The following is a 21,102-nucleotide window of genomic DNA, read 5'->3' as shown; positions in this document are numbered from 1 at the left end:
TCAATTCGATTCAGAAGGTGTTCATTATTCAGATGCATCCTCACTTTATAGTTAGCTCCTTTCTTCTGCTTGAAGAAGGGATGTTCATTTCTTCCCGATATTTGCTGATGGTGCGTCTCGATACCTTAATGCCTTTTTCCTCATTAAAATAATCCGTAATTTTTTGATCAGATAAAGGATGGCTTTTATTCTCCCCTTCTATCAAACTCTTTAAAAGCATTTTCACTTTTGATTGAGAGATGGCATTGCCTTCTGAAGTTTCCAGTTTAGATGTAAATAATGCACGAAGTTCGAAAGTCCCTTTAGGTGTTTGAATAAATTTGTTCATTGTTACTCTGCTCACCGTCGACTCATGCATCCCTATTTCTTTCGCAACTTCCTTCAACGTCAAAGGATCTAATGCAATAAAGCCGTCTGCAAAAAAACGCTGCTGTTTTTTTATGAGCACTTGCATGATTTTATGGATTGTCTGGCGCCGTTTTTCGATGCTGCTAACCAGCCATTGATAGCTTTTGTATTTTTCCTGAAGATATTTGGCTGTCTCATCGTCCTGGTTCAGCAAGGCTGAATACTGGTCGTTAAAATGGATTTCAGGCAAATAACCATCGTTCAAATAAAAAGAAAGCCCTTTCCCATTGTGTTGCACAATGATATCAGGATTTACATATTGAATTGAAAAATCTGAGATAAACGAACAGGGTCTGGGATTAAGGGCCATCATCACTTCATGGATTTCTTTGACTTTCCCTAAAGTGATGCCGAGACTAGCCGCAATGCCTTCCCATTTTTTATTGGCCAAGGCCTCTAAGAAATTTTCAAGAAGGCATTCCACCAGCTCTTTATCCGGAAATTCGTCATTTATCTGAAGCAGCAGGCATTCTTTTAGATTCCTTGCTCCGATTCCGGCTGGACCGACCGCTTGCAGGAGTTGAATGCCTCTGCTGATATCGCTTTCATTGAACTTTGATGAAAACTCTTTTTCATTTTCAGAGAAACGCAGGTATCCATTGTCATCCAAATTATAAATAATGAATTCCATCACTTTTAAATCATGTAAATCTTTATATAATATCCTGGCTTGCTGCATCAACTGATCTCTCATACACGCTTCTTTGCTTTGTTGTAATTCAATTGCAGAAGCGGATGCATTTGCCGGGTTTGCGTTCTTGTTCACTTTCCCCTCATAAAGCTTGGAATTTTTATGCTCTTTCAATTCGATTAAAGGATTTTCCATTTCTTGCTCCATCAAATATTGATATAAATCATAAGTTGAATACTGTAAAAGTTCAATAGCTTGCCTTAACTTATACGTCATAAACAAATTAAGCTCTTGTTTTTGATGAAGAACAAGTTCCATAATTAGCCTCCTCGTCAACTTCACTATTCTTAAAATGCTTTTTGAGGGTATTTAGCAGCACATTACTATACAGGGGTCGGAATATTCTAATTTTATTATTAAACATCAAAAAAAGCTACGCATAAGCTCAAGGCTTTGCGCAGCTTTAAAAATTCAGATGGGCGGTAATTTGTAACCGCCAGTCGCTTGCTGAAAGGCATCGGCTACTTTATAGACACTGGCCTCGTCATGGTAACGCCCAATAATCTGGAGGCCCACTGGCAGGTTTTCTGATGATGTATTTCCTGCAGGTACTGATAAAGCTGGATGCCCTGAAAAATTAAATGGAATTGTACGCCGTGACACATCGATATCGCCATTTTCGAAAGACGGATCTTTCTCCGTCGCTGGATAGGCCATGGTCGGACAAATGAGGACATCCACCCCTTTTAAAGCTTCATCGACCATTCCCTTAAATTGCTTTTGTTTCTCCAGTGTTTCTAAATAAGTTACTGCTGATATGCCAAAACCGGCTTTTAAATTGGCGTAAGTGGCCGGATTGTAGTCAGCTTCTCTCGTGTCGTACCATTCTTTATGCACGGCTGATGCTTCTGCTAAAACGATTACTAATGCTGCGCTTTCGATTTTCTCGATCCCCGGAATGTCCGCTTCTTGAATGTCAGCGCCTAATTCTCTTAGACGTTCAATTGCTTTGGCTAGTAAAGACAGGACTTCCGGATTGGTGACTGTGTCCATCAATGCCTGGATAACGCCCACTTTGAGACCTTTGATGCTGCCAGAAAACGCGGTATTGAAATCGAATGCCCCAGAAGAAATGGTTTCCAAAACAGCTGCATTATCGCGCACCGTCCTGGTTAATGGCCCGATATGGTCCAATGACTGGGATAAAGGGAATAACCCTTGTGAGGACACTGTTCCATAAGTCGGTTTTAATCCGACAATCCCGCAAAAAGAAGCAGGGACGCGGATCGATCCGCCTGTATCTGTTCCAATAGAGGCAAAGCCGATTCCAGCTCCTACGGAAGCAGCAGATCCGGTACTTGAACCACCCGCTGTACGCTTGACGTCCCACGGATTATTGCATTGTCCGTAATCTGGATGAACAGAGCCATATGCAAATTCCAGCATATTGTTCTTGCCGATGATCACAGCTCCCGCTTCCTGCAAAGCTTTATAAACAAAAGCATCTTCATCCGGAACATAGTCTTTCAGAATACGGGAACCAACAGTAGTACGAATTCCTTTTGTCATAAAGATGTCTTTGACCGATACTGGAATTCCCGTCAGTCTTCCCGCTGCTCCGCCGTTTACAAAAATAGCCTCTGCCGCTTTTGCTTGCTCTAGCGCTTGATCGGCTAATACCGTGATGAAAGCATTCAACTTAGGTTCTAATGCATGCAGCCGTTCCAAAGTCGCTTCCGTCACTTCAACTGGAGAAACTTCTTTTTTTCGATAAAGCGAGCCGATTTCTTCAATTGATTCAAATAATAAATCTTTTACATTGTTGATAGGCAAGAAAACCCCTCCTCTTCAACTTTTCATAATGGCTTTTTCGAATAGTTCATGACAGTCTCGCTTCTTGATGGACTTCCAATATCTTTGAAGAAAGGCTCCAACGCTTTTTTCGACACCGGCTTAGTCAACAAGCTGACAATCACCATGCCCAGCAAACTGATTGGCACACTGATGTATACCGCTTCAATTCCGAAAGGATTTCCTAACCATAGCCAGATAACCGCACTTCCTATCCCGCCTATCATTGATGTAATCGCTCCTGCAGTGGTAGCTCTCTTCCAATAGAGGCCGAACAGGATAGAGACGGCGAAGGAAGAACCGATCATGGCAGCGGCGTTGATCCAGATTTGCTGGATTAAAGGAACCGGATTTAAAGCGAATGGAATCGGCAATAAGCCCATGATCAGCACTACGATTCTTGTCACTTTCAATTGCTGCCTTTCCGTCATTTTTCTTTTCATAACCACTTTCATGATGTCATGGGAAATTCCGCTTCCTAGCATAAGCAAGATTGCACTGACCGTAGATTGGATGGCCGCAAGAATTGCTGCCAGCAGGAGACCGCCAAGTACGGCAGGCAGTAAATCCATTGCAATTGTTGAACTAGCCAAGTCAGGTGTCGCTAAATCAGGATAAAGGATTCGTGCACTGACACCAAGAAGGCTGACGGAAACGGCAATGATTGCTTGGAAGATAAAAGAAACCCCGACCGCACGTCTAATTGTTTTATTGTCTTTGATCGAATAAAAACGGATCGCGATAATGGGATAACCGATCATCATGATGAAGAAAGAAATACAAACGGCTGTTAACGTTCCTGGAGGCATGCCGTTTGCTACAATGTTCGGATCAATGGCTGCCAGCCGCTCATTCATCACGCCGAATCCGCCGGCTGCCGATATCGCAAAAGGAACCGCAACCAAAAAGCCGACAGCAAATACCATCATTTGAAGAAAATCCGTATAAGCAATCGCAAACAGGCCGCCTAATACGGTATAAAGAATGAAAACCCCTGCAAGAATCAGAACTCCGATAGTTGTCGGCATTCCAAACACGACGTTTAAAAGATAGGAACCGCCGACCAGTTCCGCTACAATTGTCATCCCAAAACAAATGATTAAGATGATTACCGAGATAATTCGAATCGCATTGCTTTCAAAACGCGTTCCAAGCAGATCTGGAATGGTCAATGCGCGATGCGTATTAAAAAAGGATTTCATCTTAGGGGCGATAAATAAGGCCATGATTACCCAAGAAGCCCAAATGGATATCCAAATCCAGGAGTAGTTATACCCTACTTGATAATGAAAACCCACTGAACCAATGGCGGTGCCTGCACTCATTTGAGTTGCCGCCAAAGTTGCTCCTCCGACCCAAACGCCGAGCTTTCCTCCAGCTGCTAAATAATCGGTTTCATTATGGACACGGGACTTCATATACCAGCCAATCGCTATAACAGAAACCATATAAATTAAAAGGATAGCGATAACCATTACTTCTTCTCCTCCTTTTTATTGAGGAATTCAGTAAATGCAAAATAAGCGGTAATAAAAACAGCCATTGTCACCCAAATCGCCCAGTTAGAAATTGCCAACCCCATTATTTCCTGCATAAATTCCACCCCTGATTTAAATTTTCTATTATTTCATCGGTAAAGCCCGGCATTTAGCGTCTGCTTCCGTTTGGCATCTGGATTTCCGGTTTTTCTGGGTTTATTTCAAAACATCCCTGGAGTCCTTCGCTCCAGCAAGTTTTCTTTTTTGACCATCAAATCTTCGGCTGAGCTGACAGTTCCTGAAGAAATTTTCGGAGGCGTTTGATAAGCCCGTTTGGAATGTTTCACTTCAGCGCCAGCTAGAGCTTCAGCCATTTTAAGGGAGATCCGTCCCGGGTTGATAACAGGCACACCCAATTCTTTCGACATTTCTTCCGCTACATTCAAAAACCCCATCGACATGCACCCTAAGATCAACGTATCTGCCCCGTCTTCCTCCATCGCTTTTCTGCCTTCCGCCACCAGCTTTTTGACTGTGCTTTCTTTTTCTTCTGCAAGTGCTAATACCGGTACTTCAATCGCTCGGACAGAAGCGAGCTTTTTGCCGACTCCAGCTTTCTCGACCAAATGATAAAGCGGATAGACCATGCTATTGGTAACGGTAATGATCGAAAATTTATAGCCGCTCATGGCTGCTGCCATTACACCAGCTTCCCCCGGCCCAACCACCACCATTTTTTCAGTTACTTCTCTGATGGCATCCAGTCCTGGGTCCCCGTAGCACCCTAAAATAGCCGCGTCGTAACCCTGCTTTTCCATTTCATACATCAAGCTGACTGTATTCGGAATGCTTAGGTATTCTTCATACAGCGATTCTATAGATGCAGGGCCTTCTTCAATGTCGACGATATCAACAGTTGTGCCAGGAGCAGCATATGACCTTAATACGTCGAGCCTTCTCGCCATTTCTAAACGCCCTTTTTCCGTCCGGCTAAGCGGTCCTGGTATGACATAAACAATTTTCAAGAAAACACCTCCTTTACTCTTTTATACATGCAAAATCCATGCCAAATTTTAATATCACGGACTCTATTTTTCGACTGCCAGAGGACGCGGGATTTTATAGCCCCCGTTCATTGTCTGAAAGGCATCGGCTGCACGGTAAATGGTCGCTTCATCAAAATAGCGGCCGACAAATTGAATGCCTGCGGGCAAGTTCTGTGAAGGTGTTTCTCCTGCTGATACCGTGATTGCCGGATGGCCTGAAACATTAAAAGGCAATGTCCGCTGGGTATAATCGTACGTCGTATCTTCAAAAGTAGGGTCACGCTCCGTCGCTGGACTAGGAGACGTTGGGCAAACCAGAACATCAAAATCATCAAATACGGCATTCACGCTTTCTGCAAATACCCGTTTTCGTGCCAAAGCTTCTAAGTAACTTACCGCCGGCACATTAAATCCTTCTTTTAAGTTTCCAGCTGTTCCTTCCGCATAGTCGGATGCCCGATCCGGATACCAGTCCTTATGGTAATATGATGCCTCAGCTAACAAGAATGGAAAGGCAATCTCCATTACTGAATCAATGCCGGGTATTTCAACATCCGCCATTTCAGCGCCTAACTCACCCAGCTGCTGAAATGCGGCATTTACGAGATTTGAGACTTCCGGATGAGCGCGTGAATCCGTTAAAGAACGAATCACGCCGATTTTCATTCCTTTTAGAGATCCGTTGAACACAGCGTCATAATTCACTTTTTTCGAAGCAATGCTTTCTAACACAATCGCATTGTCTTTGACTGTTCTTGTCAAAGGGCCGATATGGTCCAGTGAATGCGAAAGATGGAATAAGCCGTTTCTTGACACTGTTTCATAGGTCGGTTTTAATCCGACAATGCCGCAAAAAGACGATGGCAGGCGGATTGAACCGCCTGTATCCGTACCGATTGATGCAAAACCGATTCCCGCTGCGACTGCCGATGCCGACCCGGTACTCGATCCTCCAGCCGTTCGGTTAAAATCCCATGGGTTGTTGCATTGTCCATAATCGGGATGGACAAAACCGTATGCAAATTCCAGCATGTGATTTTTGCCGAAAACAATTGCTCCGGCGCTGGTCAAGGTTTCATAGAGCGCGGAATCCTCGCCTGGAATATGGTCTTTAAGAATGCGGGAACCGGCCGTAGTCTTAATCCCTTTTGTCTGAAAGATATCTTTAATCGAAATCGGAATTCCATATAGTTTCCCTGCAGTTTCACCTTTCACAAAAACCGCTTCCGCTTCACGCGCTTTTTGAAGGGCTTCTTCTGCCATCACTGTAATGAACGCATTTAGTTTAGGATTGAGTTCATCAAGCCGCTTCAATACGGCATTCGTCACTTCAACAGGTGAAACTTGTTTGCTGCGGTATAAGTCCCCGATTTCTGAAATCGATTTAAACACCAGTTCTTCTTCGCTTGTCCCCGCCATTCTCTTTCACCTCTTTTTCTTGAGCCCTGGCCGCTTTATAGCTGTGAATAAGCAAGAACTTCCCTTGCCTCCTGAAGCGCCCAAATCACCCGGTTTTGTCCTCGCGCTAAATGGGTCTTCAATACTTTGTATTGGTGCGTGCCTTCTTCTGTTTGGCCAAAGTTAAGCGCAGGCGCAATATCCGGAAGAGCAGGCACATTCAATGCAGAATCATGCCAGAACTTGCCTCTTTTTGTAAAATTGATCGGAATTAAAATTCTCGCTAATTTTTCAATAACTTTATTCGCCTGTTTCACTTCTGGACTCGAAATTTCCGATTCCTGCAGCTTGGATACTTTTTGATAAAAAGCCGCCAAATCTTCCCGCAGCGAAGCCACTTCGTTCAAAGCTGGCGTAAAATCAAAATGAGCTCCCGCTGCATCTTGATAAGTTTGGATTGTTTCTTTGAACTCATCTGCAGTGCTTGTAAAGTCGAAAGGATGAATGGTTGCATTTGCTGCGCGCATTACGCCTGTCAGGTAAACTTTGATGTCTTTCACCAAAATATCCAAATCAGCCACATGCATTAAATCCTCTTCCGTATGCCACTCAATATTGCCGCCACAGCCTCCGACCGGATAATAACCTTTTTCTTTCAGGACATCCTCCGGAATACTGGAAGACAACATGAAAAATGAAGTGATGCCGATATTATTGAATGAATAATCACCGGCGCGCAAAGGTCTCTTGCCCGCTGAAGGCTGGCCGACCGCATCTTTCACTACTTCTTTGCAGAATTCATCAACTTCGCTCATCCACATCATATATTCATAAGAAGTTGCCCAGCGGCATCCTGGAGAGTCACAGTTCACCGATGCTATGCAGTTCTTTTCTAAATCCAGGCCAAATTGATCCACAAACCATGTCGATCCTGCATAACGCCCGGTTGAATGCCCTGTCCAGACAGCAATGCGCACACTTCTTTTTAATTTATTCCGGTTTTTATATAGGATGCGGGCCATTTCAATCAATGCCGCATTTCCTGTAGCATTATCCCCAATTCCTTCATGCCAGGAATCCAAATGGCCATGCAAAAGAACATATTTTTCCGGTTCTTCTGTTCCCTCGATGAAAATGTCGATGACCGGGCAGTTGAACCACCCTTTTTCTAAAAACGTCTTAAACTCTAACGACACCTTTTCGTTTTTGCTCAACTCGATCAGTTCATTGCCGTCCGGCTTATTGATCGCAAGCACAGGTATCTTCGGCTCGTTGTTCACATTATCGAGATCAGGAGCCCCCCAAATCGTGGTGCAGATCCCTTCATGAATATTGTTTCCTGGGCTGATGAACATGATGGCCGTAGCTCCCATGTCGGCAAATTCCTGTACTTTCCCTGGCATTGGATACCCTTCGGTCAAAACGATCTTTCCTTTTAAATCCCCCAGGTCTCCTTGTACTTTTGTTCCAAAAATATCATTGATCCCTTTTGCATAACCTGTAGAAATATAAACAAGCTCACCACTGACTGCTTCATCCCCAGTAATGACAGAAAAAGAAGGCGATTTGACCCGGTATTCTTTTTCAGTAGGAGCAGTCACTTTTAAATACGATTTTTTTGGAACACTTAAATACAATTCCGGATTATGGACTTGATGTGGAATTTCCCATTTTTTTAAGAAATCCGTCAAGAAATCGGCGGCAATCTTTTCATCTTCACTGCCAGATTCACGGATCAACGTACTGAATCTTTCTAAAATTGCGTTTGGAACCTCCAAACTGATTTCTTCCAATAAATCCTTCTCCTGTTCAGTATTCGCCAGATTAGCCATTTCATAATTTCCCCTTCCTAATTTAAGGTTGTACACCAATTAATATTGCAAATACCGTGCCAAAAAAATCTCAAGGAAACAGCAAGCAAAAAATAACTTCCTACTGCTTTAGGGTGTTTTTTGGGGGTTAATAGGTTTCATAAACACCCTATATAGGTTGAAAAAATTAACTTTTACACATCGCTTCGGCCGCTTTGGGCAGGACTCCCGTAATGAGCCGAGAAGAGCGCTCGTCTCATCACTCCGTCTCGCCCCTGGACGCGCCTACGCTGGAGAAGCTTTCTAGAAAAGTGAAAATCATTAAGATAGTTCTTTATTGGTTGTTCACTTTGGAGCTGTTTTGCGGAATACGAGCAATAAAAGACGACCGGTTCACTCTATATAAATAGAGGTTCCATTTTACCGTCTAAGAAATCCCGCTTTCTTGCATCACCGCTTCTAATTCCCTTATATTGCCCATTCCCATCTCTCTTTCTCCGTTTTCGATTTCCTGGATAAGCGAAAGAAGTTTACGTGTAAGCGGCATAGCGAGTCCGTGTTCTTCCCCGATCCGGATTACCGAATTCAAGTGCTGCGGCACTTCTGTTTTTCGCTTGCGAACCGCCATATCCCGCCAAATCCCTGACCTTGTTTTCGTATAACTCCGCAGCCGTTCAGCTAATTGAAAATAACTGGTTTGCAATTCCGGTTCTTTTTTATGGGGATACAGCAAGGTCGGATCCCAGTTATCAAAAGGCTCTGCCGTTATCCCTTGCTTCTCCGCAACCCTTAGCACTTCAGTTCCAACGGCATTCAAGATGGGGTGCAGTTTGGGATCCGCAAAAAAATCAGCTATTTCTTCATTCGTAGTGGCTGTAGCAGTGAGCATGGCCCCATAAGCAAGCTTGCTCCATAAATAGCCGAAAATATTGTCCGTCGCTTTCGCTTCCCCCCAGCTTTGCAGTCGCTCCCGTAAATCCAGCACCCGTTCACTTACCGTTCCATCCATTTCGCCAATATATAAACTTCCTACACCACCGTATTCAATTTTCCCCGGTTCCAGATAATCTGCGAATAGATTGATGAAACAGCCGACAGTCCGATCCGCCCCTACCACTTCAGCTATATCGTATTCACATAACCCGTTTTGAAAACTCACTACATAAGAATCGGGCTTCATCAATGGTTTGAAAGGTTCTATAGCTTCTTTTGTGTGCTGTGCTTTGACTGCTAAAAATATTGTTTCCGCCTGCAACTCTGCCGCCAAAAACTCTTCAACGGTATAAGCTTTTGCTTGCACCGTAAATGAATCATCTTTCAATTGAATGGTCAGGCCTTCTTTATTCATCGCATCGACATGTGCTTGGTCCCGGTCTATCAATACAACTTCTTCTCCAGAGCGAATCAAATAGGCGCCGATGACACCGCCAATTGCTCCTACACCAACGATTATGATGGACATCGCTTGCCTCCTTTCTGCTTTTGCAATTTCAGATTTTCAGGCCCTTTCCCTTACTCCCGCGTAATTGATCAACAGGCCAGCAAGCAGAGCACAGCGTTCGTTCATCCGGTCAAGAAGCAAATGTTCATGATTGGCGTGTGCCCCATCACCTACCGCTCCAAGGCCGTCAAGAGTTGCCGCAAACGGTGCGGTGAGATTGCCGTCGCTTCCGCCTCCTGTTTCTTTTTCAATCAAATCAAAGTCCAGCTGTTCTTTCGCAATGCGCTTGGCTGTTTCAAACATTTCCTGCACTTTTTCTGTTCGTTCCAAAGGCATCCGGTTGATTCCGCCTGTCATTTTCAGCTTGGCCTTTTCTTTTAATGGTTCTAAATTGATAAGCATATTGTGGACTCTTTCCAATTCTTCCGCTGTTTTCCCTCTGACATCAATTTCCGCTTCCGCTTTTTCTGCTATGACATTGGTGGCTGTTCCTCCTGAAATTTTGCCGACACTTATCGTTGTGCCTGTTGAAAAATCGGTTTCTCCATGCAGTTTTAGAATTTGTCTCGCTAATTCATCGATTGCACTGACTCCTTTATCCGGGTCCACTCCGGCATGGGATGGAATTCCCGTCACTTCCAACCGGTAAATCCCTACGCCTTTCCGGGAAGTCTTTAATGCTCCTTCAAGCGTCATGCCGGGTTCAAGCACAAAGACGCAATCGCTTTTTTTTGCTTCTTCTTCTATATAAGGGCGGGAACTTGGATTGCCGATTTCTTCATCCGAATCAAAGAGGACCACCACTTTTTTATCGAGAATGATTCCTGAGTCCTTAAGCGCTTTTAATGCAAACAAGCCCTGGATCAGCCCGCCTTTCATATCAAATACACCTGGTCCGCTGACTCGGTTTCCCTCAACGCGAAATGGCATGTCGTTTAATGTCCCGATTGGCCAGACTGTATCGAAATGAGAAAGAATCAGCACCTGCTCTTCTCCTTGTCCCCATTCACATCTCACATGATTGCCGTACTTTTCTACTTCAATGATTTCTGTTGTGCCGCCAATCAATTCTTTAAAAGTCTCAGAAAGCCATAGGGCCAATTGATCCAGCTTTTCTTTATCAGCAGAAAATGATTCATGTTCAACGATGGTCCGCAGGTAGTGAAGCATCTGCTCGTGATTTTTTTCAATATGTTCCGCAACAGTTTGTAAAACGTCATTTTCAACTTTTTTCATTAATTTCATCTCCTTTTGCTGCAAAGCTTTTGAAAATTCTTCCTGCAGAATAGCCTCCATCCACCAGCAGGTTTTGCCCGGTTATATAGGAAGCTTCCTTGCTTGAAATAAAATAGACGGCAGCTGCAATTTCTGAAAGTTGTGCAGTTCGGTTCAGCGGTGCAAACGATACTTTTTCTTTGTGCTCTTCGATGGCTTTTTCAGTGGTCAAGGTATTGAGCAAAGTTTCAGTTTCTACAAGGCCAGGCCCTACTGCATTGACCCTTATTTGGTAAGGGGCAAGTTCCAATGCCAATACTTGTGTCAGCATTTTTAAAGCAGCTTTTGAAGAACAATAATGTGCTACTCCGGGGCGCGCCACTTCACTGGCAGCAGAAGTTATGTTAATAATATTGGCATTCTCCGGCTTTCTTTCTATCATCAGTCTGGCAATCGCTTGCGTTAAAAAAAAGGTGGCGGACAAATTCAAATCCATGACGCCGTTCCATTCTTTTCGGGAAATTTGCAAAAAAGGTGTACTCGGAAAAATCCCCGCACAATTCACCAATACGGTTACAGTTCCAACCATTTCTTTGCATTGCTCTATAATTTGTTCTATAAATTCCGGCGATGTTAAATCCCCCGAAATTGTTTGCACTGTCACCTCCGGATACGCCTGTGACAATTCTTTCCGCGTTTGCTCAAGCGCTTTTTCGTTGATGTCCACCAATAAGAGGTGATCTCCGCTAGAAGCAAACTTTTCAGCGATTCCTTTTCCAATGCCAGCAGCTGCCCCCGTCACCACTACGACTCTTTTATCCATCTTTTCACCTCCTGCACTGGATTTTTTTCTATGGCTGGTTTACGAGTTCTCTTGCCTCCCAAATTGCTGATATCAAGCGATTCTCTCCCCGCTTCAAATGGGTTTTCAATACGGTATGCTCATGTGAACCTTCTTCCAGTTGGCCGAATTTCTCTGCAGGAGCTAAATCGGGCAATGGCGGTATTTCTAAAGCGGAGTCATGGCGGTATTTGCCCAGTCTGGAAAAATTAATCGGAATGAGTGTTCTTGCTAACTTTCTTAATTTGATGTTGGCTTTTTGAACTTCAGGAGCAGTTATCGGCTTGTCTTTTAACCGCTCCAGACCTTGATAAAACAGCAGCAGATCTTCCTCCAGCTTGCCGGCTTCTTGCAGCGAAAGGCTAAAATCGAAATGGCTCCCGGCCATTTCTTGATAAAGCTGCAGTGTATCTTTAAATTCTTTCGCGGTAGCTGCAAAATTAAATGGATGAATCTGCGTGTTAACCGCTCTCAATATCCCGACCATATAAATTTTGATGTCTTTAGCTAAGATGTTTAAATCCGCCACATGCATCAAATCCTGCTCTGTATGCCATTCGATGTTGCCGCCACATCCGCCAACTGAATAATAGCTTTTGTTTTGCACGAGTTCTTTCGGGATATTCGATGAAAGCATAAAATATGAAGTGACGCCAATATTATTGAATGAATAATCTCCAGTGCGAAGCGGCCTCGAGCCTTTGCTTTTTTGGCCAACCGCATCTTTGATGACTTCTTTGCAAAAATCTTCCGCTTCACTGGTCCATGTCATGCACTCATAGGATGTCGCCCACCTGCATCCGGGGGATTCGCAATTGATTTGTGCGATGCAATTCTGTTCAATATCAAGCGCAAATTGATCTGCAAACCATGTCGAGCCCCCATAGCTGCCAGTTGAGTGCCCCGTCCAAATGGCCACCCGAATGCTCCGCTTTAGCCTTTCTTTGTTTTTTTGAAAAATCCGGATCATTTCCAACAGCGCTGCATTGCCAGTCGCATTGTCGCCTATTCCTTCATGCCAGGAATCCAAGTGCCCATGGAGCAATACGTATTTATCCGGCTCTTCTGTCCCTTCGATAAAAACGTCGATGATCGGACACGCCATCCAGCCTTGCTCAAGATGCGTCTGGCACTCCGCCGTTATTTTGCCTTTCGCAATCCATTCTTTTAATTCCTCTCCATCGGATTTGTTAATAATAAGTACGGCAATAGAAGGCTGGGCATCTTTATTGTCTAAATCAGGGGCTCCCCAAATCGGCGTACAAATGCCCTCATGAATTGTTTCACCTGGATTAATGAAAACAATAGCCCTTGCCCCCAAAACGGTGAATTGCTGAACTTTCCCAGGTATCGGATAACCTTCTGCCAGGACAATCTTCTTTGAAATTTTTTGTTCTTCCTTCATGTCTTTTACGCCATCCTCGGGCACATATACCACTTCACCTGAAAGGGATTGTTGTCCGGTAATTGCAGAAAAAGAAGGTGTCTTAGCGTTAAGTTCTTTTGCAAATGGACTCGTGATTTTTAAGTACGCTCTTTTCGGGATGCTTACATATAGTTCGGGTTCATGTATTTTATATGTAACCTCCCATTCTTCTAAGTAGCTGGCTAAAAAATCCATGGCAAGTTTTTCGTCTACACTGCCTGATTCTCTGATGAGCGTGAGAAATTTGTTTAAAACAGCTCCAGGCACATTCAAATTAATTTCTTCTAAAAAAAGCTTTTCTTGTTCTTTCAATAAGGCGGGCATCTTGTTCAACCTCCTCTCCTCATTTACTTTTTATAATGCAAAATCTATGCCAAAGCTTTTTAAAGAAAACCAAAGCTTTTAAAGCTGTTAAGGCATGACTAATCCATAAAATTGGGCTTGTTAGGTTTTCTTAGGTTGCATCGGATTTAAGCTTGTCTGCTAAATGGCCGGTCAAGGCAAAAAAAGACCTGTGCAAAATGATTGCACAGGTCTTTTATGATTTCAGTATTAGAAGCTTTCATCCTTTTAAAGTAGGTTCCAGCATTTTTAATAATGCTTCGCCGGTCTCTGAGATTTTACTGCCCTTTCCCTTAACTCCACAGTAGATCAAACCATGGTCACGCAGTATAGCCATTCGTTTTCTCACTTTTTGTTCCGTAAGGTTATAGCCTTCTGTCATCACGCTCTCGACGACTTTTCCTCTGCCGATGTTCTTCATCTGCTGTTTCGCTTGGCTCAAACTCGATAAAATCACGTAGAACTCTTTTAAATCCCCTTCTTTTTGCAGTGCGGCCACGAGGTCGTTTTCTTCCTGCTCTTGCTTATCCATCTTTTCTCTAAATTGCTCAGGCAGGTCGCTTAGTGTTATGCAATTGCCTTCCATAACCGCTGTCATGTATTGCACGACTCCTACCAATTCCCGCACGTTGCCCGGCCAATCGTAATCCAGTAATTCTTTTATCACTTCCGGGTATATTTCCGGAGTGGCTGTTGAATTGCTTTCAATAAAATAATGGAGCAAATCGAGAATGTCTTCTTTCCGTTCTCTCAAAGGAGGCACGCGAATCGGCAGAACAAAAAGCCGATAATAAAGGTCTTCCCGGAACTTCCCTTCTTTCACCAATTGTTTGAGATCCTTGTTTGTGGCTGCAATTACTCTTACATTAACCGGTATTAAATTCCTTCCGCCTATGCGCATCACTTGTTTCTCCTGCAATACCCGCAACAACAGAGTTTGTATGTGTAAAGGAGCATCTCCGATTTCATCCAAAAAGATGGTCCCGTTATTGGCAATTTCAAATAAACCTTGCTTTCCGCCTTTTTTGGCCCCCGTAAATGTCCCGTCTTCGTAACCAAAAAGTTCACTTTCGGCTAATGATTGAGGCAAGCCCGCAAAATTCACCGGGATCAGCGGACCATCACTGCGCGCTGATAAATCGTGGATGGAATGCGCAAATAATTCTTTGCCTGTTCCATTTTCTCCAAGAATCATAACGGTATGATCCGTTTTCGCTATTTTTTTTACCACGTTCATTATATCTTTGATTTTTTTGCTGCTTCCTAAAATGTCTTTGCTTGTATATCTCGAAGAAAATCCGATTTTCTGCATATCCTTCCGAATGCTTTTCTCTAAATACTGGATTCTGGTGACGTCTTGGAATGCCGTCAGTTCTCCGATTTTTCTATTATTGACGATGATTTCGCTTTTATTTACCACCAACTTTTTCTCATTGACATTTACTATTTCGGTTTCTTTAGGCTCCATACTGTTTTTGCTTTTGGCAAACAGCCTTGGAAATAATAATGGAGCATTTTTTCCGAGAATCGGTTCGGGATTCGAATAACCGAGAATGTCTTTTGCGGATTTATTTATTTTAAGGATATTATCATGGTCGTCTGTTGCTATTAGGCCATCGTGTACTGTATTAAATATTGCTTCTAATTGATGATTCAAGTTCTTCACGATATCCAAGGAAGAAGATAGTTTCTGGCTTAACGAGATAATTTCTTTTATATAGCGATTTGATAGCGAGTTCACTTTTTCGCTATCCAGACCTAATCTGATTGAAACTTCTATAATAGTAGAAAAATCCAGGGGACGAATGCCGATATCAATGATATTTTTTATAAAAGGGGGAACAAGTTCAATAACCGAGGGTACAATAGCCGTATCTATTCCATCTATTTTTTGGTTTGAGCCTGGATAATAAGGGCGCATATTGAATTTGAACCCTAGGCTCTTTAATAATTCTATTATTTCATCTGTGTTTTCCAGCAAATTATTAACGACAATACATTCGGAATCAGAAGGCAATTTAATCAATTCTTCAAGCTTTGAAATATCCAGTCCCCGTCTTGCAACAATTGTTTTTTTCGCAGGAAATTTTTGATTGTCCATTAATTTTCCTGACGACAGCAGTATGAGGTCACTGTCGCGGCAGTTGTCATCGTTCATGGAAACAATCTGCAAATCATCTTCTTTAAAATACTCGGTCAATTGCTGATGAAAAACTTCATACGTGCGTTCAGATTTAGTGACTAATAATAGTTTCGGCCGTTTCAAAGCTCTCTCCTCCTTCCGCCCGTAATTCACTGAATATTTTAAACTATCAGTTGTCCATAGTCAATGTAACGCTGTTCTCCCTCGGTTACTATGGTTAAAAGTCTATTTTTCGTTCCCAATAAAAAAACGCAGCCATTAAAAGGCTCTTAATAGAACCTTTTTAAGGCCACGCATGTTAATCAGCCGATTCATTTCATTCAAGCATTCGGATTGTGAACAGCACAGCAAGGCATCGGCCATTCCCTTCATGCTGGTGGAACCGGAGCAGAGGGTCCAGCCCAGCTGTGCTACAGGCTTACTTTGATGACAATTTTTCCGAAGTGCTGCCTTTTTTCCAAAGCAATCTGGGCTTCTGCAATTTCATCCAATGGATAAACCGAATAGATGCTCGGCTTTAACTTCTCTTTCCAAACCAATTCCGTCACTTGTAAAAAATCTTCCCAGTTTCCTAAAGGCGCTCCCAATATTCTTCGATGCCATTGATAGATTTCACGAATACTGAGGTCCGGATTGTCGCCTCCAGTGGCACCTGAAAGAACCAGTTTGCCATTCATCTCCAATGTGTTGAGGCTCCGCCTCATTGTAGGAGCACCAACCGAGTCAAAGGCGACGCTGACCCCTCTGCCTTCTGTCCACTTCATGACATCCTCATGCCAATCACCGGTAGAGTCAAACACTTGATCCGCACCTTTTTCGATCACTTTCCTGCGTTTTTCTTCTGTACTGGCAATTCCGATGACAGTAGCGCCAGCAGCTTTCGCTATTTCAACTTGTGCCGATCCCAGCCCGCCGGACGCTCCTACCACCAATACGCGATCGGAAGGTTTTACTCCGGCTACTGTCATAACGCCTCGCCAGGCAGTCGTGTAGGCAACCGGAACTGCTGCCGCGAGTTCCGATGAGATATGATCAGGGACTTTCACGATATTCCGGGCAGGCGCTACTACATATTCCGCCAGGCCGCCCCAGCTATGCTCTCCCAATATGGTGTAATTCGGGCACATGCTTGGTTCTCCCATCCGGCACCATCGGCATTCATTGCAGCCAATTGCAGGATTGATCACCACTCTTTCGCCTATTTCAGGCAATTCTCTATGCTTCGGTTTCTCTATACCATATTTAACAATACGCCCAACGATATCCACTCCTGAAACATGGGGCAGATGGATAGGATGGACCCCTGGCCCCTTTAGCCCTTCTCTTACAAAAACATCCAAATGATTCAAGGCAGTCGCTTCTACTTTCAGCAAAACTTCTCCTTGGTCCGGCATTGGCGTTGGGACGTTTTCAATAGAAAGCTTTTCAGGTCCGCCATGTTCCCGTATGACAACCGCTCGCATTGTCGCAGGGACTTCACTTTCCTTGTTGAAATTCTCATACTGATTAGAAGTCATTCTTCCTCCTCCTGTAAGTTTCAAATTCAGACCAAGGAATCGAAGTCAGCGCCTTTCTTCTGCAACTGATTTTCTGCCAACATAATTTTTGATTAATACAGCCAGCACTTTTGTCGTTTGGACTAGGTCATCGATATCCATAAATTCATCGTAGCCATGCAAATTGTTATCGTTTGTTCCAGGGCCAAAATTGATCGCCGGAATTCCATTTTGGATAAACCACCGGGAATCTGATTGGCCCAGCATCCCTACGACCGGCAAACTTTTTCCATTCACTTCTTTATTGGCTTCCTGAATCTGGCCGATCAAAGGAGATTCTTCACTCGTTACGGTCGGGTTTGTTTCAAAGCTTGAAATCCGGTCAACTTTCACTTTCAGTTCCGGATCTTCATGCTGAAGTTTTTCAATGATCGCCAGCACTTTATTGTAGATTTCATCTAAAGAATGTTCCGGAATGACCCGGAAATCCACTTCTATTTGACATGTTCCAGGTACCACATTTATTTTTGTTCCGCCTTCAATGACGCCAATATTCACTGTCGTATATTTCATACCGGTGATAGAAGAAGGTTCTTTCTCAAGGGCTTGCTGGAGTTTTTCCAACTCTTGAATGATTTTCCCCATTTTCTCTATCGCATTTTGTCCTTTCCATTTAAATGCTGCATGTGCCGGAACGCCTTCTGTCCGGATTTTCAGTTGCAGCACTCCCGCCATGGCCCGGACAATTTGATTGCTGTATCCTTCAACAACGACCATATCGCCTTCAATCAATTTATGATTCGTTACATACCCCGCTCCCAAAGCGCCTCCTGTTTCTTCATCACATGTTGCAACGATAGACACTTTGCCGCCAAATGGGATGTTTGATTTTTTTAAGGCAAGGGCTGCCATCGTGTAGGCTGCCAATCGCCCTTTGGAATCTGTGGCTCCTCTGCCATATAATTTGCCATCTGCAATAGCGCCGGAAAACGGAGGATAGGTCCAATGAGACGGATCTCCAGCTGGCACAGTATCCAAATGTGCGTTAAATAAAATATGGGGACCTTCCTGTTCTCCTTCAATCGTCGCAATGACGTTTTTCCTCGGCGTTTTTAAACCTGAGTTTTTTACTTCTTCCTCCGGCACATCGATGACCTCTACTTTAAATCCCCATTGTGTTAACTTCTCGTTCAGGAATTGGCTGATTTCCAGATAATTGCCTTCCGGATTCTCAGAAGGAATTTGAACCATTTGCTGCAAAAACTCAACTATATCGGACCTCAAGTTTTCAACAGTTTTGACTACACCGTTTTCCATAAAATCCCTCACTTTAGATTATTGATAAAATTAAGCGATATCTTTAAAGAATGGCCGCAGCGATTCTTGCGGCACCGGTTTTGTAAACAAACTGACCGATACGTATAAAATGCTGCTGACAATTACTCCTGGAATAACTTCGTTCACCCCAAATGGACTGCCTGCGATATACCACGATAAAGCGGTAGTAAAACCACCCAGCATGGAAACAATTGCGCCGGCCGCTGTTCCGCGCTTCCAGTTCAATCCAAAGAGCACTGTGGCAAAAAAGAAGCTGGCCGAAAGCGATGCTTGCAAAATAACAATGAATTGAACCAGATCGATCTGCCTTAAAGCTAAAAATACAGGAATGATCCCCAGGACCAATACGGCTATTCTGTTTACCCGCATTAATTCTTTTTCAGGTGCGTGCGGCTTAAGCATAGTCGCATAAAAATCATGGGAAATTGCAGAAGCCGATACGATCATAATTCCCGATACCGTACTCATGATAGCTGAGATAATGGCTAAAATGATTAACGAACCGACAATTGGCGGTAAAATATTGATTGCCATTATTGTAGAAGCTATATCTGGAGTGCTCATATACGGGTACATTGCCCGAATAGTCATTCCCGCAATTGTTACGGACACCGCAATAATTGCTTGGAACACCATTGAAACGCCAACTGCCAGCCTTACCGTTTTAGGGCTGCGCAATGTGTACATTCTTGCCAGCTCATACGGAGCCACACAGATTGATAAACCGAAAGCCGCTCCAAACCCAAGCAAATCGACAAAGCCGTAATGCCATGACAGCATATCAGGGCTGAATGTACCTAAAAAGTCACCTACAAATTGAGTCCCTCCTGCTTGGATAAGCAAAATAGGAATGGCAGCAAAAAAGCAGCCTGCCATGACGATCGCTTGAACAAAATCACTATAAGCTGTCGCTCTCATACCACCGAACATCGTATAAATTAATGTCACACCAATCGTGATGAAAACACCCCAGAAGAACGGAAGCCCAAATACTGTTTGGAAAACATTCCCTCCAGCTTGATATTGTGCAGTCAAATAAATGGTGTATGCTGTAACAATTAACAGAGCCGAAATTCCGCGAGCAATTTTGCTGTTGTATCGTTTCCCCACATAATCCGGTACCGTCTTCCCATTAAACGCCTGAAATTTAGGGCCGACGACTGTAGCTGCAATCAGCCATCCGGTCCACATGCCAAGCCAAATCCATATATAGCTGGAACCGGTTAGATAATGGATCCCTAAAGTTCCCACGAATGTACCCGCACTCATCTGGGTTGCTGCAAATGCAGCTCCGCCAACAATGGGACCGATTGATCGGCCGGCTACCAAAAAATCTTCAGTATTTTTATTTTTCCGGAAAGAGATATACCCGATTCCGAGAATTACAGCGAAATAAATGACCAAAACGACATAAAATGTTGTACTGACTTCAAACATTGCCACCCCTCATTTCCCTATTATTCTTCGCTCCGAATTGCCCAAATGAAGTATCCGCCTATAAAAAGCACTGCATATACTAAAAAGAATGCAAATGGTAGCCCAAAATCAAGCATTGACTGACCCCCCTGTCTTTTTAGCCGGTTTAAACAGGCTATATGCCATAGCTCCAATAAAGCCTAAAATAATCACTAAGCCAAATATCGTAAATAAATTAACAGGATTTATAAATCCTGGAGGAGAAGAGCTGATTTCCAAATTGACGAAATTCGGAACATTCATCATGTACTCTTCTAAAGTTCCTGTTTCTCCCACATCAATGATCGGAAAGGAGTTCTGCAAATATTGGCCTTCCGGAATCGTTACCCGCAGTAAAACATCGTTCCCATTGCCGTCTGTACTTGCAGCAGGTATGACTATCGGAATTCGGTCTCCTGAACCGGCAAAGGAATAAGAAATATTGTAACTAAATCCGTCAGCGGCTCCTTCTGGAAGGGTTAAAACCACTTTGTTTACAATTTCGTCTTCAACCACTTGAAAATCCAACTCTTCCCCGTTTGCTGTGATGCTTAAATCAGAGATCGGCCCTAAATTCGTAAATACATGCTCTACAGTACCATCCGGAAAACCCGCCAGATTTGTAAGAGTAAGCTGCTCCCGCACTTCACTTCCATCTGAACCGACAGTAATATCAAGAGTGCCGCTCTCCAATATGGGCGGTGCTTCAGCTGCGAATGCAGATATAGAAAAAGCGCTTAAAAACAGCAAGGTCAATGCTAATATTTTCTTCATTCCGTTCC

At 43.5% G+C, this 21,102-nt stretch carries 15 protein-coding genes; all 15 read right to left on the bottom strand.

Going from position 1 to position 21,102, the window contains the following annotated elements:
• Nucleotides 1-40: 40 nt before the first annotated feature.
• Nucleotides 41-1,357, bottom strand: a complete 1,317-nt coding sequence (rpoN, locus tag AC3AQ9_RS13310) for an RNA polymerase factor sigma-54 (protein WP_488307982.1) — start codon at nucleotides 1,355-1,357, stop codon at nucleotides 41-43.
• Nucleotides 1,358-1,510: 153 nt separating this feature from the next.
• Nucleotides 1,511-2,872: an amidase gene (locus tag AC3AQ9_RS13305; protein ID WP_488307981.1), complete on the bottom strand. Its 1,362-nt coding sequence runs from the start codon at nucleotides 2,870-2,872 to the stop codon at nucleotides 1,511-1,513.
• Between the two features lie 23 nt (nucleotides 2,873-2,895).
• Nucleotides 2,896-4,365 (bottom strand): sodium:solute symporter family protein, encoded by a 1,470-nt coding sequence (locus AC3AQ9_RS13300; RefSeq protein WP_488307980.1) that lies wholly within the window; start codon nucleotides 4,363-4,365, stop codon nucleotides 2,896-2,898.
• 224 nt (nucleotides 4,366-4,589) lie between these two features.
• Nucleotides 4,590-5,393: an aspartate/glutamate racemase family protein gene (locus AC3AQ9_RS13295; RefSeq protein WP_488307979.1), complete on the bottom strand. Its 804-nt coding sequence runs from the start codon at nucleotides 5,391-5,393 to the stop codon at nucleotides 4,590-4,592.
• 63 nt (nucleotides 5,394-5,456) lie between these two features.
• On the bottom strand, nucleotides 5,457-6,833 hold the full coding sequence (locus AC3AQ9_RS13290) for an amidase (RefSeq protein ID WP_488307978.1): 1,377 nt from the start codon (nucleotides 6,831-6,833) through the stop codon (nucleotides 5,457-5,459).
• Between the two features lie 35 nt (nucleotides 6,834-6,868).
• Entirely contained in the window at nucleotides 6,869-8,644 is a 1,776-nt protein-coding gene (locus tag AC3AQ9_RS13285; RefSeq protein WP_488307977.1) for a M28 family peptidase, read from the bottom strand.
• A gap of 406 nt (nucleotides 8,645-9,050) precedes the next feature.
• Nucleotides 9,051-10,085 carry a ketopantoate reductase family protein gene (locus AC3AQ9_RS13280; protein ID WP_488307976.1) on the bottom strand — a complete coding sequence of 345 codons (1,035 nt, stop codon included), beginning with the start codon at nucleotides 10,083-10,085 and terminating at the stop codon, nucleotides 9,051-9,053.
• A gap of 36 nt (nucleotides 10,086-10,121) precedes the next feature.
• Nucleotides 10,122-11,300: a M20 family metallopeptidase gene (locus AC3AQ9_RS13275; protein ID WP_488307975.1), complete on the bottom strand. Its 1,179-nt coding sequence runs from the start codon at nucleotides 11,298-11,300 to the stop codon at nucleotides 10,122-10,124.
• On the bottom strand, nucleotides 11,287-12,102 hold the full coding sequence (locus AC3AQ9_RS13270) for an SDR family NAD(P)-dependent oxidoreductase (protein ID WP_488307974.1): 816 nt from the start codon (nucleotides 12,100-12,102) through the stop codon (nucleotides 11,287-11,289). Before AC3AQ9_RS13270 ends, AC3AQ9_RS13275 begins: the two co-directional genes overlap by 14 nt.
• Before the next feature lie 28 nt (nucleotides 12,103-12,130).
• A complete protein-coding gene (locus AC3AQ9_RS13265; RefSeq protein WP_488307973.1) occupies nucleotides 12,131-13,870 on the bottom strand; it encodes a M28 family peptidase in 1,740 nt (579 codons plus the stop codon).
• A 238-nt stretch (nucleotides 13,871-14,108) separates the two neighbouring features.
• Nucleotides 14,109-16,154: a sigma-54 interaction domain-containing protein gene (locus AC3AQ9_RS13260; protein WP_488307972.1), complete on the bottom strand. Its 2,046-nt coding sequence runs from the start codon at nucleotides 16,152-16,154 to the stop codon at nucleotides 14,109-14,111.
• A 287-nt stretch (nucleotides 16,155-16,441) separates the two neighbouring features.
• Entirely contained in the window at nucleotides 16,442-17,548 is a 1,107-nt protein-coding gene (locus AC3AQ9_RS13255) for a zinc-binding dehydrogenase (protein ID WP_488307971.1), read from the bottom strand.
• 45 nt (nucleotides 17,549-17,593) lie between these two features.
• Complete coding sequence (locus AC3AQ9_RS13250; RefSeq protein WP_488307970.1) at nucleotides 17,594-18,844, bottom strand: M20 family metallopeptidase; 1,251 nt, start codon at nucleotides 18,842-18,844, stop codon at nucleotides 17,594-17,596.
• 30 nt (nucleotides 18,845-18,874) lie between these two features.
• A complete protein-coding gene (locus AC3AQ9_RS13245) occupies nucleotides 18,875-20,302 on the bottom strand; it encodes a sodium:solute symporter family transporter (RefSeq protein WP_488307969.1) in 1,428 nt (475 codons plus the stop codon).
• Between the two features lie 108 nt (nucleotides 20,303-20,410).
• Nucleotides 20,411-21,094 (bottom strand): hypothetical protein, encoded by a 684-nt coding sequence (locus AC3AQ9_RS13240; RefSeq protein ID WP_488307968.1) that lies wholly within the window; start codon nucleotides 21,092-21,094, stop codon nucleotides 20,411-20,413.
• Nucleotides 21,095-21,102 lie beyond the last annotated feature (8 nt).

It is taken from the genome of Planococcus sp. VCh962, assembly GCF_057748275.1.
Note: the sequence above shows the minus strand (reverse complement) of the source record. Positions and strands in the feature narration are given on the sequence as shown.

Excerpts from the sequence above, each read along its gene's own strand:
- AC3AQ9_RS13245 (WP_488307969.1), bottom strand. The coding sequence starts at position 20,302 with ATGTTTGAAGTCAGTACAACATTTTATGTCGTTTTGGTCATTTATTTC.
- AC3AQ9_RS13300 (WP_488307980.1), bottom strand. The coding sequence starts at position 4,365 with ATGGTTATCGCTATCCTTTTAATTTATATGGTTTCTGTTATAGCGATT.
- AC3AQ9_RS13255 (WP_488307971.1), bottom strand. The coding sequence starts at position 17,548 with ATGACTTCTAATCAGTATGAGAATTTCAACAAGGAAAGTGAAGTCCCT.
- AC3AQ9_RS13285 (WP_488307977.1), bottom strand. The coding sequence starts at position 8,644 with ATGGCTAATCTGGCGAATACTGAACAGGAGAAGGATTTATTGGAAGAA.
- rpoN (WP_488307982.1), bottom strand. The coding sequence starts at position 1,357 with ATGGAACTTGTTCTTCATCAAAAACAAGAGCTTAATTTGTTTATGACG.
- AC3AQ9_RS13250 (WP_488307970.1), bottom strand. The coding sequence starts at position 18,844 with ATGGAAAACGGTGTAGTCAAAACTGTTGAAAACTTGAGGTCCGATATA.
- AC3AQ9_RS13280 (WP_488307976.1), bottom strand. The coding sequence starts at position 10,085 with ATGTCCATCATAATCGTTGGTGTAGGAGCAATTGGCGGTGTCATCGGC.
- AC3AQ9_RS13240 (WP_488307968.1), bottom strand. The coding sequence starts at position 21,094 with ATGAAGAAAATATTAGCATTGACCTTGCTGTTTTTAAGCGCTTTTTCT.
- AC3AQ9_RS13265 (WP_488307973.1), bottom strand. The coding sequence starts at position 13,870 with ATGCCCGCCTTATTGAAAGAACAAGAAAAGCTTTTTTTAGAAGAAATT.
- AC3AQ9_RS13290 (WP_488307978.1), bottom strand. The coding sequence starts at position 6,833 with ATGGCGGGGACAAGCGAAGAAGAACTGGTGTTTAAATCGATTTCAGAA.
- AC3AQ9_RS13270 (WP_488307974.1), bottom strand. The coding sequence starts at position 12,102 with ATGGATAAAAGAGTCGTAGTGGTGACGGGGGCAGCTGCTGGCATTGGA.
- AC3AQ9_RS13275 (WP_488307975.1), bottom strand. The coding sequence starts at position 11,300 with ATGAAAAAAGTTGAAAATGACGTTTTACAAACTGTTGCGGAACATATT.